General features: G+C 41.8%; 15 protein-coding genes and 1 other annotated feature. Of the genes, 5 read left to right on the forward strand and 10 right to left on the reverse strand.

Annotated features, from left to right (window positions below; all coding sequences use genetic code 11):
• Nucleotides 1-6: 6 nt before the first annotated feature.
• From FC83_RS14365 to FC83_RS14380, 4 genes are read right to left on the reverse strand one after another with little or no spacing between them, the layout of a single operon-like run.
• Complete coding sequence (locus FC83_RS14365) at nucleotides 7-762, reverse strand: amino acid ABC transporter ATP-binding protein (RefSeq protein ID WP_035452494.1); 756 nt, start codon at nucleotides 760-762, stop codon at nucleotides 7-9.
• Nucleotides 710-1534 carry an amino acid ABC transporter permease gene (locus FC83_RS14370; RefSeq protein WP_081763063.1) on the reverse strand — a complete coding sequence of 275 codons (825 nt, stop codon included), beginning with the start codon at nucleotides 1532-1534 and terminating at the stop codon, nucleotides 710-712. Before FC83_RS14370 ends, FC83_RS14365 begins: the two co-directional genes overlap by 53 nt.
• A 15-nt stretch (nucleotides 1535-1549) precedes the next feature.
• Nucleotides 1550-2374, reverse strand: coding sequence for a transporter substrate-binding domain-containing protein (locus FC83_RS14375; RefSeq protein WP_057002926.1), 825 nt, complete (start codon nucleotides 2372-2374; stop codon nucleotides 1550-1552).
• Nucleotides 2367-3305: a glutathione S-transferase family protein gene (locus FC83_RS14380; RefSeq protein ID WP_420805637.1), complete on the reverse strand. Its 939-nt coding sequence runs from the start codon at nucleotides 3303-3305 to the stop codon at nucleotides 2367-2369. The genes FC83_RS14375 and FC83_RS14380 overlap by 8 nt, the downstream gene beginning before the upstream one ends.
• 602 nt (nucleotides 3306-3907) lie before the next feature.
• Nucleotides 3908-4130, forward strand: a binding site (T-box leader).
• 79 nt (nucleotides 4131-4209) lie between these two features.
• Here FC83_RS14380 and FC83_RS14385 point away from each other — a divergent pair.
• From FC83_RS14385 to FC83_RS14405, 5 genes are all read left to right on the forward strand, one after another.
• Complete coding sequence (locus FC83_RS14385) at nucleotides 4210-5196, forward strand: glutathione S-transferase family protein (protein ID WP_035452496.1); 987 nt, start codon at nucleotides 4210-4212, stop codon at nucleotides 5194-5196.
• Between the two features lie 134 nt (nucleotides 5197-5330).
• A complete protein-coding gene (locus tag FC83_RS14390; protein WP_035452498.1) occupies nucleotides 5331-5861 on the forward strand; it encodes a hypothetical protein in 531 nt (176 codons plus the stop codon).
• Nucleotides 5862-6039: 178 nt separating this feature from the next.
• Nucleotides 6040-6873, forward strand: coding sequence for a hypothetical protein (locus FC83_RS14395; RefSeq protein ID WP_035452500.1), 834 nt, complete (start codon nucleotides 6040-6042; stop codon nucleotides 6871-6873).
• 195 nt (nucleotides 6874-7068) lie between these two features.
• Nucleotides 7069-8232 carry an MFS transporter gene (locus FC83_RS14400; protein WP_057002927.1) on the forward strand — a complete coding sequence of 388 codons (1164 nt, stop codon included), beginning with the start codon at nucleotides 7069-7071 and terminating at the stop codon, nucleotides 8230-8232.
• Nucleotides 8233-8258: 26 nt separating this feature from the next.
• A complete protein-coding gene (locus FC83_RS14405) occupies nucleotides 8259-8732 on the forward strand; it encodes a MarR family winged helix-turn-helix transcriptional regulator (RefSeq protein ID WP_035452502.1) in 474 nt (157 codons plus the stop codon).
• Between the two features lie 148 nt (nucleotides 8733-8880).
• Here the strand turns inward: FC83_RS14405 and FC83_RS14410 are convergent, their stop codons facing one another.
• From FC83_RS14410 to garR, 6 genes are all read right to left on the reverse strand, one after another.
• Entirely contained in the window at nucleotides 8881-10221 is a 1341-nt protein-coding gene (locus FC83_RS14410) for a glucarate dehydratase family protein (protein WP_057002928.1), read from the reverse strand.
• A 48-nt stretch (nucleotides 10222-10269) separates the two neighbouring features.
• On the reverse strand, nucleotides 10270-11778 hold the full coding sequence (locus FC83_RS14415) for a UxaA family hydrolase (protein ID WP_035452505.1): 1509 nt from the start codon (nucleotides 11776-11778) through the stop codon (nucleotides 10270-10272).
• Nucleotides 11779-11796: 18 nt separating this feature from the next.
• A complete protein-coding gene (locus tag FC83_RS14420) occupies nucleotides 11797-12930 on the reverse strand; it encodes a glycerate kinase family protein (protein ID WP_035452508.1) in 1134 nt (377 codons plus the stop codon).
• A 25-nt stretch (nucleotides 12931-12955) separates the two neighbouring features.
• Nucleotides 12956-13855, reverse strand: coding sequence for a dihydrodipicolinate synthase family protein (locus tag FC83_RS14425; RefSeq protein WP_035452510.1), 900 nt, complete (start codon nucleotides 13853-13855; stop codon nucleotides 12956-12958).
• Between the two features lie 25 nt (nucleotides 13856-13880).
• Entirely contained in the window at nucleotides 13881-15209 is a 1329-nt protein-coding gene (locus FC83_RS14430; RefSeq protein ID WP_035452513.1) for an enolase C-terminal domain-like protein, read from the reverse strand.
• 90 nt (nucleotides 15210-15299) lie between these two features.
• The gene (garR, locus tag FC83_RS14435; protein WP_035452517.1) at nucleotides 15300-16187 is read right to left on the reverse strand and encodes a 2-hydroxy-3-oxopropionate reductase; all 888 of its coding nucleotides are present in this window, start codon (nucleotides 16185-16187) and stop codon (nucleotides 15300-15302) included.
• Between the last annotated feature and the right edge of the window lie 36 nt (nucleotides 16188-16223).

Consider the following 16223-nt stretch of genomic DNA (forward strand, 5'->3'; position numbering starts at 1 on the left):
TTGATATTAGCTGGTCAATGCTTGCCGTTGATAGCTTTGCAAGAATTGTTTTGTCCGTTCCTTTTTAGGCGTTGTAAAAATTTCCGTAGGTGTGCCTTGTTCCACAATACCGCCCACATCAAAAACGACGATCCTAGAAGCCACATCGCGGATAAAAGATAACTCGTGGGAAATGATGATCACGGTGAGATTCTTTTGGGTCTCCACGACTTGTTGAATCGTGATCAACACCTCATCTACCAGCTCCGTATCTAGCGCCGACGTGGGTTCGTCTAATAGCAAGATGTTAGGCTGCATGGCTAAGCTGCGAGCAATTCCCACCCGTTGTTTTTGCCCCCCGGATAGTTGTTGGGGATAGTAATCGATGCGATCCGTCAGACCCACTGCTTCAATTTGGGTCCGGGCGATGGTTTCAGCTTCAGCTTTACTGCGTTTTTGGACGGTAATTAAGCCTTCTGTCACGTTCTCTAAAACAGTTTTTTGTCGAAATAAATTGAACTGTTGAAAAACCATGCTGGTTTCTTGGCGAAATTTAATTTTATCCCGGTCAGCAATCTTAGGAGCTACAAATTTCTGGTCGTTGATTTGAATGCTACCAGCATCTGGGGTCTCTAGTAAATTCAAGCACCGCAGTAACGTGGACTTGCCTGCCCCGGAAGGTCCGATGATGCCTACCACTTCACCGGTGTCAATTTGTAAATTCAAATCCTCAAATACGGTTTGGTGATTGAACTGCTTCGTGAGATGTTGAATGTTGATCATGAACCGCTACCTCCAATCGAGATCTTTGCCAAAAGCGCCGCGTACTGGCGGGCGCAGCCACTTGGGTTGCTTTTTGGAAAATTGTTAACCGTTTTTCCAACAGTTTCAAAATCTGTTCAGTAATGATGGTCATGATCCAATAAATAATGGCCAAAGAAAGATAAACTTCAAAATAACGGTAGTTGCTACCGGCCAAAATCTGGCCTTGCGCGGTCATGTCCACCACGGAAGCCACAAAAGCTAGCGAGGTATTCTTCATCAAACCAATGAAGGCATTCCCCAAAGTTGGCAAGGCGACGACGGTGGCGTTAGGAATCGTGACCCGTTTTAAAACTTGCCATTTGGTCATACCTAGAGATTGGGCGGCTTCAATTTCGCCCCGATCTACGGATAACAAAGCGGCACGGATATTCTCCGAATTGTAAGCTGCTTCATTTAAGGAAAAAGCAATCAAGACGAACAATAGCGCTGGTACAGCATTCACATTAAAATTGGTATGGTTATAATAATTGATATATTTTAATAAAATTGGCACTGCGTAATAGGAAATATACAATTGCACCAGTAAAGGTGTCCCCCGGATGAAGGACACAAATACAGCAGAAATTTGTGATAATACGGGAATTTTGTTGATTTTGATCACGGCTAACAATAAGCCCAGTATTAATCCAAAAATCATGGCGAAAAATGTAATTTCTAAGGTAACTGGCAATGCCTTAAGCAATCTAGGAATATTCGTAAATATTAGTGGGAAATCAATGAGTTTTGGCATGTGCGCAGCTCCTCTTTATTTCGGTACATAGTTACCATTAAAATATTTCTGACTTAGCTTAGCGGCGGTCCCATTACTTTGAATCTTCGTGATGCCCTTATTGATGGCCGTCAAAATCTTTTTGCCTTCAGGCGTCTTTTCTACCAATAAATAGCTATAAGGAATTGAAGCAGAAATCTTTTTCGTATCCTTAGAATCTAGCTCAATGGCTTTGATTTTATCCAAATGATAAGTCTTTTGATAATTGTCATAGAGCACTTTATCAATCAAGACATAATCATATTTACCATCTTGAACATCTTGTAGGGTTTTAGCAGCATCTTCATTAGAATATGTGATCTTAGAAGGATTCTTGGCAACTTTATTGAATTTTTCCACGGCGGTGGTGAAGTTTACCCCCGGCGTGCCGATGGTTGTTTTACCGGCAATATCGTCAAACTTCTTAATGGACTTATTGTCTTTTAAAACCACCAGCACATCTCTATCTCGGAAAACCGGTTTGGAATAATAATACTTCTCCCGACGTTGGGGATTGCTGGCAAAATTATTGGCTGCCACTTGAATCCGCCCTGAGTCTAGACTGGTTAGCAGTGAGGTGATTTCCATTTTTTGAAAAGTGAATTTATATTCAGGGACCACTTTATCAATGGCCCGGACCGTATCCACATCATAACCGACTAATTTATTGTTATCATCCACGTAGGTAAAGGGTTTTGGCCCCCCAGAAGTCCCCACTGAAACGGTTGTCGCCGCCTGGGTAGCTTGGGGATTGGTAAGAATGGCAGCGCCGATTCCTAGTGCCAGGACTGCGCCCAAGAATAGTTTGCCTGTTTTAAACATGTTTGACCTCCTGAACGGGTTCATCCCAGATGCGTGTATCCGGACCTTTTGAGACCAGATGGTTGGGATTGCCCGCATGGGTAGCTTGATAGCCCTTCTTTATTGAATCAAAATTCGTCGTATCCCGAAAAGCTGGTTGTTGGTACAAGTCTCGGGCATAACGCCATAGATTTGGGAAATCAATCAAACGATTGCGATTGGTATGAAAAACCGGATAATAAGCAGCATCAAAGCGAGCCAGGGTCACATACAAGCGCACATCAGAATCCGTTAATTGCTCTCCGAAAAGATAGCGTTGGTGAGCTAATCGGGCTTCCAACCAATCTAAGCGTTTGAACAACTTATCATAAGCCTTCTCATATGCAGCTTGGGATTGGGCAAAGCCAGCTTGATAAACTGCGTTGTTGACTTCATTGAATAAAATTACATTTAGATCATCGATTTCTGTCCGTAGGTTTTCTGGATATAAATCCGGGGCATCAGCTTTTTGGAAGGGTTTGAAAGCCACTTCAAACTGGTTGGTTAAAGTATGATAATCATTGTTCACAACTTTACCAGTAGTGATATCCACTAATGCTGGAATGGTGGCCCGACCATCGTAGTCAGGATCAGCAGCTACATAAGCTTCGCCCAAATAATGAATTTCTAAAACTGGGTCGATTTCATCAATATCTAACTTAAAACTCCAACCCTCTTTACCGCGAATGGGATAGACTTTACCGATACTAATGGCATCTTCTAAGCCCAAGAGTTTGCGGACAATGGCAGCTCGGTGAGACCAGGGGCAAATTTCACCCCAAATCAGACGGTAACGGCCATATTCTGGTTGCAATTCGTTTGCACCAGTGCCAAATTTTTGTTTAAAGTGGTTGCCTTGCCGCTTAAAGGTCCCATCGGTTTGGATTTCATGCTGGGATTCATCGGTGGATATTTTACTGTCAATGATTGCCTTTTGATATTGATCGACTTCCCGCTTAACTACTTTACCTTGGTCAAAGTCCACCACACAAAAAGCGGTTTGATCGCTATCTTGATACTGTTTAGCCAATTTTTTCAAATCTGATTCACTCATGAAATTGCCTCCTTAAGGACAAAAAAGCACAGGCCGCTGATACTTAGCCTGTGCTTTGAAATAGTTTTAGATTGTAATTTTGAATAGAACTTCACTTAGCCATAACCACGTGAGAATCTATGTTCGCAATCCACTTGCTATTTGTCTGCACAAAACTAAGCCCATACCAGTACACATGTACATTGGCATCGGCATCATTTGCATCATACAATTAGCAGTTGTTTGCGTTGCGAACATGAAATATCCACCTCACTTGATTAGTGTTTTCTAAGATTGAGATTAGAATAACAGTGGTTATCCACAAAGTCAAGTAAGTTATTAAAAAAATAGCTAGTTATTTTTTAGATAATTAAAACCTGTTATAGTAGCTTTATGAATAAATCAGACTATTATTTTAATCTAAAATAAAAATAGTTGACAATTCTTAAATCACCGCGTATAAATAAGCTTAATTAAATTTTACAAACACATTGATGAGAAGAGTAGCCCTAACTTTTTTGAAAGAGACTTGTTGAATCGCTGAAAGACAGGACCAAAGCTAGGGTGAAGATGAACTCAGAGTGTTGCAGTGGGTTTAAACGCTAACTGCACGGCGGGATGCCGTTATCAGCCATTGAGGTCATTTATGAACAGTTGTCATAAATGACGAAGATGGGTGGTACCACGAGTTCCTTCGTCCCTAACTGAATTTAATTTTAGATTGAGTTGGCGCGAAGGTTTTTTATTTGTTAAATTTGGATATTCATACAGGAGGTAATGACATATGGCCGTTGACACAGCGGAAGCATCTGCTAAAGAAATTGCAAAGAATGGACATTTTTCAAGACAACATAATTTATTTACAACCCCTTTTGGTTCAAAACCTGGGGAGTTACCCGTAGAAGCTGGTAAATATCGGCTGATTTGGAGTGCGGCTTGCCCCTGGGCAACCCGCTCAGCAATTGTTTTGGACCTATTAGGCCTCACGGACGCTATCTCGATTGGTAAAGTCGCCCCATTGCGGCCCGTTGAGAAAAATGTGGACTGGGATTTCACCTTGGATCCCAACAACGTGGATCCGGTCTTAGGCATTCACTATCTTTCAGAAGCTTATTTAAAAGCTGATCCCAATTATGATTTGCGTCCCACCGTACCGGCGGTCATTGATATTGCCTCTGGTAAAGTGGTCAACAATGATTACTTCAAATTGACCAACTATTTCGAAGTCCAATGGCGTGATTTTCAAAAGGCGGATGCGCCAGACATCTATCCAGAAGACTTGCGCTCAGATATTGATGCTTTAAATCAAATTATTTTCACTGATGTGAACAACGGTGTTTATAAAGCTGGCTTTGCCCAATCTCAAGCTGCTTATGAAAAAGCTTATGATCAACTCTTTTATCGCTTAGATTGGCTAGAAGATCGTTTGGCGACCCGGCGCTTCTTATTTGGCAATATTTTGACCGATAGCGATGTCCGGCTTTACACCACCTTGGCTCGTTTTGATGCGGCTTATTATGATAAATTCCGTTGCAATAAAAAACGGTTACGGGACTATGATCATCTTTGGAATTATGCCAAAGATTTATATAGTATCCCCGCCTTCAAAAAGAACACTGAATTTGAAGCTATCAAGATCCATTATCATGTTTCTGGCCATTTGTCCGGCACCAGTGCAACTTTTGCCCCTGTACCTAAGGGACCAGATGCAAGTGTTTGGGACACACCCAACGGTAGAAGCAAGTTTGGGGCCATTGAAAACTTCAAATAAATCGATTTAAGTTCTAAAAACAAGCTATAACAGGGGTTCGACCGGTTATAGCTTGTTTTTTTGGGCCACCTTTCAATTCTGTTAGGTCAGCGCCCCTGGTTTTTATATATAATCGACTAAAGGGGGAATTGTTCATGACACCAGCTCATCAATTAACCGCAAACCAAAGGAAAGGCTCGGTCAAAGTCACAACTACAGCAACCAAGCTTCGAACTTGCGCTGAAGCAAACCATTTCATGGCCACCACCATCAGTCAATTACAGGCGGCGACAAAGGGTTATGATAACCCACGGTTTCAAGCTATTTTTAAATACTTCGCTGTGTGGGCCGCCACCAAGCAATCCGACTATTCTGCCGAACAGCTCTGTCGTATGCTGGCAATCAAGTCTGCCCGCTATGCCCGCTGGTATGGGGAATATGACATTCAAAATCTCGACTTGCCAGTACAAGACCTGGATCAGATTTGGATCCAAGCTAATCGCGCATATGGCCAGGCCTTTCAAGAGTTGCATCAAACCGTTCCCCGTTCCCCCATGGGCAAAGATCGTCAGCTCCAACTTATTCATGACTTGAGTCAAACTTCGAATATCCCCATCATATTCTTCTTGCTAATTGCTAGAATCAGCCCCAAAAATTATGCTTACTGGGTGCGTCATTATAGTTAGCTACGAAGATTTCGTTGAAAAATAACATATGTTTTTTATAGTCCTGATTTACTTAACCAGTCATACCTAGGCCAAGCCTTGCTATGACTGTTTTTTTTGTGGTCAGTTGTTATAACTATCCTAAAATGACCTTCCAAATGGTTCATTAACCTATAATAAGAACTAGGAGGTAAAGCCTATGCCACGACACCGTTACAAAAAGCGCCCCCTGAATTTTCAACAATATGTGGCTATCGTCAGCAGTGCTTTGGCAACTAATCAATTAGCTGAAACCATCAGCCAAAAATATGAAATACCTTTCACTTATTACCAAGAAATCGTCGCCACCTACCGCCAATTTGGGGCGGCTGGTTTAGCGCGGTATGTACCCAGTTTTCAGACTACCTTGGTGGCAAAGACAAGTGGACCAGATTTTGATAAACTTCAACAGCGCATTCAAGCTGCCGATAACCTGCTGGAAAAACGGATTACCCAACATGCGGTTAGTGAAGAAATGAAAGCCCTTAAAAGACAGGAACACCGGCAAAAACTTATGGTGGCGCAAACCATTCGGCAACAACGGACGTATTATGAAGCAGAACGGTATTTTACCAATCGTTTTCAACGCTTAAGCGTTCGCTTACATGAACCCCGGTATCCCAGGTTTGTCCGCGAGATCAAGTGTTTAGCCATATTAGGCACCCTAGAACAAACCAATTTCCCGGCCACGATGCTCTTCAAAATCGCCCATATTCGCCCTACCAACTACGACCAGTGGCTTACTGCCCATGGCAGCTATCTGGACGGCGGTGCTCGCCAAATTGAACGCTTATTTATTGAGGCCGCTGATAGTTTCTACGCCGCAATAAATCGTGATCAAACTGCTGTTTACAAAAGATTGCCCCGAAATAGCAAACGTTTTAAAGTCATTCAGCAACTCACACTTATGACGAATTTACCGCTGACGTTATTGTTTGTAATTGCCAATATCACGCCTGCCCAATATGCGACTTGGACGGCCCAAAACCCTTAGGCTTCAAAATACACTGGACAATCCGTAGTTGCGTGCTGCCATCAACCTGCCGACACCTCAAAATCAGCTTTTAGCCAAGCTGATTTTTTGGTTGACTTTGATTTCAAATACGTGTAATCTACAACACGAATAGTTTCTTGAGAAACTATTTTCAGTTAACATAATGAAAATTTTTTTATTCAAAAGGCGGTAGGAATGAAATATAAAATTCAAGCAATTGTGTTAGTCATGATTGCCTTTATTCTGGGTTATAGCGAATTCATTATTATCGGAATTGTGTCTACTTTGGCCACGGCCTTTAGCGTTAGTCCCGCACAAGTTGGTTTATTAGTCACGGCCTTTGCCTTGGTATACGCCATCTGTACGCCTTTCATCAATTTATGGATTGGCAAGCGCCGGTTACACTTGGTGCTACTACTCTTGATGGGTATCTTTGTGGGTGGTAATTTAGCCACGGCTTTGGCGACAAGTTTTATGACCTTGGCCATTGCCCGGATCGTCACTGCGACCGTTTCAGGGGCGATTATCTCCGTGGCCATTACTTTTGGCGCCGCCGTAGCGCCGCGAGCTAAAAGAGCCCGCCTCATCGCTTGGATTTTTTCAGGTTTTAGCATTGCCAGCGTCTTTGGCGTACCATTGGGAACTTGGATGAGCGGCCATTTAGGTTGGCGGAGTGTTTTTATTGTTATTACCCTGTTAGCCCTTATCACCACCGGGCTCATGTACTGGTTAATGCCTCACAATATCAGCCAAGGTCAAGCCAAAAGTCTACGGGATCAATTAGGCATCTTGAAAAATCGCCAAATCCAAATAGGTTTGGCCTTACCCATGCTAAACCTAGCGGGTATCTATGCCTTTTATACATATCTAAGTCCAATCATCACCAAACAGCTAGGCCTGCCATTAGCTTGGTTAACACCATTATTATTTTTATACGGTCTCATGTCCTTGTTCAGCAATTTGGGCAGTGGCCGTTTAGCCGAACAAAGTGGCCTGCGCCGCTTACCTTGGGTTTTCATGATTCAATGTCTCCTGTTGCTTACCCAACCACTGTTAGCCCATTGGCCCATAGCGGGTGTATTGAATATGCTCGTATTAGGTTTAAGTATGTATTTAATCAATGCCCCCATCCAAATGCATTTTATGGGGATTGCTGAACGTGACTACCCCCAGTCTATGGTGTTAGCCTCATCTTTTAACTCGATATTTTCAAATGTGGGGATCGCCCTTGGATCCGGGGTGGGCAGCGTTTCTTTCAACCAATTCGGCCTAAACTTCATCGGGCCAGTTGGGGCGTTATTTGCATTTGGCGCCCTGCTAGCTGTCCACAAACTCAATCAGCTCATAGCTAAACAATAAATCGCTGCCAACCGGGAGGTGCTTGTATGACGATTGAAGATAACATATTAACGGCTTACCACCATCTGTTAATGCTGGATACGGATAAAGATAAGGAAAAACAATGGATCAGCAACCAACAGCCCCAAGCCGCCGGTTTATCAACCTTACACTTCCATATTTTGTCCTATTTAGCCGCCCATCCCAATGTGCTAGCCAAAGCCATTTCAACTGACCTAAAAATTCTACGCGGCACCCTGTCAAAACAATTAGCCCTACTAGAACGTCGAAAAATGCTCACCCATTATAAAGATAGCAGTGATGCCAGGGGCAATCATTACACTTTAACCACTTTAGGATCAGCGATTGCCCAGACCCATAATCAACTGCTGTCTATGAAAAATCAAACCTTAAAAGCACATTTGAAGGGATTTACCCCCGAAGACTTACAAATAATTGCCCGCTTCTTAAAACAAATCACCGATGCTGAAGAAAATGATACTTATCCAACGAATAAGTGAATTTCAATAATTTTCGCGCCGGCGAATACTAAAAAACGCCTTAACTTTTTAACCATTAACCTCAATCTATTCAAAATCATGTAGGGATAAGATAGATTGGATTTGATGGTTTTTTTGTTAAGACGTTTAAAAATTAATAATAAGGTTATCAACGGACAAGAGCAGGTTTCTTATGGTCATATTGCCAATTAGGAATTAAATACTGCATGGCCATGGCATCATCACGATCATGGTTTTTCAAGCTCAAATATTGCTGATGTGCTTTTTCAAGCTTGTCATGGTTTAATGTAATACCCAATCCGGGCCGTTTGGGAATATTAATGAACCCATCTCTAATCTGCAGTGCATCATCACATAACTGTTGGCCATCTTGCCAAATAAAGTGGGTATCAATTGGTGTGATATTTCCTGGCGCAGCGGCACTAACTTGGGCATAAAGCGCCAAGGTAATATCAAAATGATTATTGGAATGCGAGCCCCAAGTTAAGCCCCAATCATTTAAAATGCTAGCGACACGCAGGCTACCTTCTATGCCCCAGAAATGGGGATCAGCCAAAATGATATCTACTGATTTCATTAACAATGCTGGATATACTTGTTGAAAATCTGTCGCAATCATATTGGTTGCAACTGGCTTGTTGGTTGCATTTTTATAAAAACTCATGATTTCCCGACCAGATAAACCGTTTTCAGGGCCACAGGGATCTTCCGCATACGTGAGTGCATCTCCATATTCCTTTGTCAAGGCAATCGCTTCTTTAAGTGACCAGGCACCATTAGGATCTAAATTAATTCTAGCTTCAGGAAATGCTTCATGTAAGGCCACGACGGTCTTCATTTCTTCTTTGCCGGGCAAAACGCCACCCTTAAGCTTAAAACAACGGAAACCATAGCGTTCTTGAGCAGCTTTAGCCTGGGCTACGATTCCTTCGGTTGTCAACGTTTCATTGCGTCTAACCTTGCCCCAATTATCAGAATCATCGTCGTCATGGATATATGGTAAATCTGTCTTATTTCGGTCAGCTATATAAAATAGATAGCCTAACATTTCAACCTTATTCCGTTGACGGCCAGATCCGATAATGTCACACATTGGTAAATTTAAAAATTTGCCATATAAATCCAATAGTGCGCATTCCAAAGCAGCTTCAGCATGAACTACAAACTTCAAATTACTTAAATCCAATTCTTGCAGACCTTGGCCACTATCATTCTCAGCTCGCCAACCGTTTTTACGAACATCATTTAAGATGCCGCGATACTCAGAAATGGGTCGACCAATGATGATCGATTCATAGCTGGTCAGCATTTTGGCAATGTCATCGCCGCCATGAATTTCACCAATACCTTCATTACCGGAATCATCAGTCACAATAATAATATTTCTGGTAAATAATGGTGCATGGGCACCGCTCAACGTTAATAGCATACTGTCGAATCCCGCTACAGGAACAACTTTTAAAGAAGTTATTTTTGGTATAACAACCATTTAAAATCCACCTTTCCACTAAGGGATAATGAAATTATCAAGCTAATTTTACGTAATAGGCGCCGGATTGAAAATACATATATCATTGAACAGCCCTAACTTTTCAGCTGTGGGTTGTACCCCACTGGCAACGGCGATAATCTCATCAAATATTTCTTGCCCAACATCAGCGACGCTCTTTTCACCAGTTGCGATAGATCCAGCATTAATGTCAATTAAATCTTGCCAGAATTCTTTCAAATCCGTTCTAGAGCAGACCTTAATAACAGGGGCCGCTGCTAAATTATACGGTGTGCCACGGCCAGTCATAAATACTTCAACTCCCATACCGGAAGCCAACTGCATGGTACCACAAACGAAATCACTGGCTGGTGTGGCGTTGAAGATCAAACCATGGCGGCTAGGAATTTCTCCGGCACTGACAACTTGGGCAATTGGTGCTGCACCTGACTTAGCGATTGAGCCCATTGATTTTTCCACAATGGTTGATAACCCACCAGCACGGTTCCCTGGCGTTGGGTTAGCTGAACGATCTACGCCGCCTTCTTTAAGATAATTGTCATACCAAGACATTTCCTTAGCAAGCTTGTCACAATTTGGCTTGTCCAACACACGGTGTGCAATAAATGGCACGCCATCACGAACCTCAGTCACCTCAGAAAACATGACAGTCGCACCGGCATTCACTAACATATCTGAAGCATACCCTGCCGCGGGATTAGCCGTCACACCAGAAAAGGCATCACTGCCACCACACTGCATACCAACTGATAATTTAGAAAGCGGTAATTCAACACGTTGGCGCTGGTTTAATATCTTTAATTTCTTTTCAGCCATTACTTTGATAGCTTCTAAAATATTTTCAAAACCATGATGATCCTGTAACAGAATAAAGTTATCATCATTGATATCATCTGGGTCCATCACTTTATCAGGGGTTAATTTTTCACACCCCAACCCGACTACCATTAATTGACCACCAAAGTTAGGATTTTTCATAATATTTTTGACGGCACGAATTGGAATCTTAGCCTCTGGGGCATCTATAGCAACACCACAACCATAAGCATGACTGATAACAACAATATCATCAACATTAGGATACTTGGGTAATAATTCCGTTTTCATTTGCTGAACGGCTACATTTAATATTCCCACAACACATTGCACCATTGTCTGAATACCTAATATATTCCTTGTCCCAGCATATTCTGATTCTGGATTATCATAGCCCATAAAAGTTTTGACGCTTGGTTCTGGTAATTTCTCATGAATATCAATACCATACTCTAACTCATTTAAATCAGGCGATGCCGGTAAATTCAATGAATCTTCATTAATCCAATCGCCAGCTAAAATGTTCTCCTTGGCATAGCCTAAAACCACCCCATATCTAATGACGGGTTCCCCCTTTGGAATCGGGATCAGGGCAATTTTATGTGCCTGAGGAATATCATGATTTGCCGTTATGCCGCCTTCAATTGCTGTACCTGCCTGAATATCATGTAAGGCAATTGCAACATTATCTCTATTCCGCATTTTAACAACATGCTTCATTATTTGTTCGCATCCTTCTTATACTAACTGACCAAGCTTAATGGCTTTCATAACAGTCATGCCAGCTTGTTCGACGAGTTGAGGTGCTCTTTTGACAGCTGTTTGAACAGTCATGGGACTATTTGTTGTTGCAAGAATCAGATCAATCCCTTGCTCATACACCCCACTAATATCAGAACCAATACTGCCCACAACAGCAACCACTGGTAAATGATGCTTTTTAGCCAAGTGCGCAACGCCGATTGGTACTTTTCCCCCAAGAGATTGGCCATCAATTTGCCCTTCTCCGGTGATCACCAAAGACGCATTAGCCATCTTACGATCTAGTTCAACCAAATTAATAATTTCTTCAATGCCTGATTTAATTTGCCCGTGACAAAATGTTAAAATACCGAACCCTAAACCACCGGCCGCACCGGCTCCAGGCGTATTCATAAAATCTAATCCAGCTTGTTTCTTTACGATCTTTGCTAGATTATCCAAGGTCTGATCCAAGCTTGCAATTTGCTCAGCAGTTGCCCCTTTTTGTGGCCCAAATATCGCAGTGGCACCATTTGGACCAGTTAATGGATTGTTAACATCTGAAAGACCAATAAAATTGGTCTTGGGGATGCGTGGATCCATTTGTGAAAAGTCCACACGGGCTAGTTCTTTTAAGCACTGCACACCATGTCCTAATTCTTGGTCTGCTTGATCAAAAAACTTCGCCCCAAGCGCTTGTGCCATGCCAACACCACCATCATTGGTTGCACTACCACCAAGACCAATATAAATCGTCTCAGCACCATAATCTAATGCTGTTTCAATTAGTTGACCTACCCCATACGTTGTAGCTAATCCAATATCAAGTCCGGAATTAATTAACGTTAAACCTGCCGCTTCTGCCATTTCAATAATCGCAGTTTTATCATTAATTAATCCCCATGTTGCGTTAACCGGCTCGCCCAATGGACCTGCCACTTTAGTCGACATCAATTTTCCCGATACTGCTTGGATGACACATCGAACCGTTCCTTCGCCACCATCAGCGATGGGAACTTTTTGAATATTCACTGTATGATCAGCAGTTAAAATTCCTTTTTCAATGTAATCAGCAATTTCAATAGAAGTGGCACTCCCCTTAAATGAGTCGAAGGCAATTAAAATATTCATATTTTCTACCTCCAATGGGAGCAGTTTATTCGTGCTCTTGTAATTTTTGAAGCTGTGCTTTCATGTCTTCATAGACTTTTCCTTCAGAAGGCAGATTAGGTAAAACGGGTTTACCTACATCTAAGCCTAAAATACGACACATATCTTTGGTAGCAACTGGGAAACTAGCCTCATTTTGTACCAATCTAGCCGGATTAAGTTTGAACTGTGCAGCTCTTGAGCCACGATAGTCACCATTTTCAAATTTATCATAAATTGACACAATTAAAGGTGCCAGTGCATTTGCAGTTGAGCAAACACTACCATAAGTCCCTAAGCATAAGCCCAAATAAATTAAGGTATCTTTACCTGTGAAGGTTCTAAAATCAATATCTTCCGTTAAGCGAATAATTTCACTGAGCAATGTCATATCACCGCTAGAATCTTTCATACCAATGACATTCGGAATTTCGTGGGCCATTTTACTGATCAATTCAGCTGATAGGCGATAACCGACCCGAGGATTGTGATATACAAAAACTGGGGTATCAGGTACACTGTCGGCAATTGTTTTATAATGTAAAAACAGTTCTTCATCAGTTGGTTTTAAAAACATTGGCTGTAGAATTGAGATTACATCCGCACCAGCTTTAGCAGCGCGTTGAGCCAATCTAACCCCACGACGGGTGCGGATAGGACCCATCCCGAAGAAAATTGGTACCCGATGCTGGTTTTGATCCAAGATAACTTCTAAGCCATGAATCAGTTCATCATCATCAAACATATAAAACTCAGAATTACTGCCAAAGGCTAAAATACCATGGACCCCACCGGCAATCACATGATCGACTTGCTGGCGTAAACGACCATCATCAATGTCCTCAGTTGTATCATTCACTGGTGTAACAAGCGGTACTATAATACCTTTAATTTTATTGACATCCATTTTAATTGTCTCCTTCATGAAATAATTAACGTACAAATGCAGGTTTCTTAGGATCAAAGGTCCAGCCTGGTATCAAATATTGCATCGTCTTAGCATCGTCACGAGCGCCTAATTGATGTTCAACATAAAGTTCATTGGCTTTTTTAATGGCAGCCATATCCAGCTCAATCCCTAAGCCTTCGTTTGTCTCAGGAACAGATAATTGACCATCCTTAATTTGATAAGGGTTTTTAGTTAAATATTGACCATCTTGCCAGATCCAATGAGTATCAATGGCATAAATATCACCAGGGGCTGCTGCAGCTGTATTGGCAGCCATAGCTAATGAAATATCAAAGTGGTTGTTAGAGTGAATACCCCAATTCAACCCGAATTCATGACAGATCTGGGCAACACGTACAGATCCTTCCATCGTCCAAAAATGTGGGTCTGCTAATGGGATTGATACACTGTTTAATGTAATTGCATGGCGCATTTGCCGCCAGTCAGTATCCACCATGTTCGTAGCCGTAGGCAAGAAAGTAGCTTTTTGAAACTCAGCTAAAATTTCACGACCTGAGAAACCATCTTCAGCACCGCATGGATCTTCAGCGTACGTTAAGATCCCCTTCAATTCTTTGGCATATTGTAAGGCTTGTTTCAAAGACCAAGCACCATTGGGATCTAAATCGAGTTTTGCATCTGGAAAAGCTTCGTGCAACGCCTTGATAGCGGCAACTTCGGCTTCACCATCAAAAACGCCACCTTTAAGTTTAAAAGTTTTAAATCCATAGCGATCATAAGCTGCTTGCGCCTGTTTGACGATTGCTTCCGGTGTTAAGGCAGGTTGCCGTCTAGCTTGGCCCCAGGCGTCACTGTTATCGTCGTCATGGATATATGGCAAGTCAGTCTTGTCCTTATCCCCAACGTAAAACAGATAACCTAGAACATCAACTTTTTCACGTTGTTGCCCATCACCTAATAATGCTGCGACAGGCACATGTAAATACTTTCCTAGTAAATCTAGAAAGGCAGTTTCAATGGCAGTAACTGCATGAATCGTAATACGTTGATCAAAAGTTTGGTTTCCCCGACCACCTGCATCTAAGTTCTCAAATTTTGATTTAACAGATTGTAGAACTTTTTTGTAGTTGCCCAAGGGTTGCCCAATAATTAAAGATTTTGCATCCTCTAAGACTTTTGTGATCTTCTCACCACCAGGCACTTCACCGGCACCAACAGTACCTTGATCAGTTGTTAAAATTAATATATTTCTTGTAAAGAACGGGCCATGTGCCCCGCTCAAATTTAATAACATGCTGTCATATCCTGCAACTGGGTACACTTCAACCTTTTCAATTTTAGGTGTTGCCATGTTGTTCACTCCTTCACGAAAGTTATGTAAGTAAAAGGCTGACAAAACAAGTAAGGTGCCAGTCTTTTATGATTATCCAGTGTGATAACTTTATTTCTTATGAATTTCTAAATTATTAATTTTTTCATAGAATTTTGCAATGGCTGCATGGTCACTACTGCCATCCCCATCAAGTTGAACGGCCTGCAAAATTTCCATAACTTCTGCTGTCAAAGGTAAGGAAACATGCATAGCATGGGATGTATCTAAAGCATTTTGCAGATCTTTAATGTGCAAGTTAACTCTGAAGCCAGGTTTAAAGTTACGATTGATAATCATGGGAACTTTGGCATCCATTACTGTACTACCAGCCAAGCCTGTATGAATGGCGTCAAATACAAGTTGTGGATCCAATCCAGCTTTTTCAGCTAAGGTAAAGCCTTCACTAACAGCGGCAATGTTTAAGGCAACAATGATTTGGTTGGTTAATTTAGTAGTATTACCAGCACCTACAGCACCTACATAAGTTACACTACCACCCATGACACCTAGGATGTCTTTAAATTTATCGAATAATGCTTTATCACCGCCGACCATGATGGCAATTGAGCCATCAATAGCTTTAGGTTCACCACCGGAAACAGGTGCATCTAAGAAGCCGACTTTCAATTCAGCTAAACGTTTCGCGAAATCTTGGCTTGCTAATGGATTGATTGAACTCATATCAATTACAGTCTCACCGGCACTTAAGCCTTCAGCGATGCCACCCTTATCAAACAGTGCAGCTTCTACATTGGGAGAATTGGGAACCATTGTGAAGACGACTTCGTTACCTTCAGCAACTTCTTTGCCACCTTTTGCAGCTTTTGCACCAAGGGCAACTAATTCATCGATAGAATCTTGATGAAAATCAAATACTGTCACATCGTGGCCAGCTTTAACTAAATTCTTTGCCATTGGTTTGCCCATAATACCTAATCCTAAAAATCCAATCTTCATTATAATTATCTCCTTCATTATTTTACATTAAGAACC

Source organism: Agrilactobacillus composti DSM 18527 = JCM 14202, from assembly GCF_001436375.1.
In the GTDB taxonomy this organism is placed as follows: domain Bacteria; phylum Bacillota; class Bacilli; order Lactobacillales; family Lactobacillaceae; genus Agrilactobacillus; species Agrilactobacillus composti.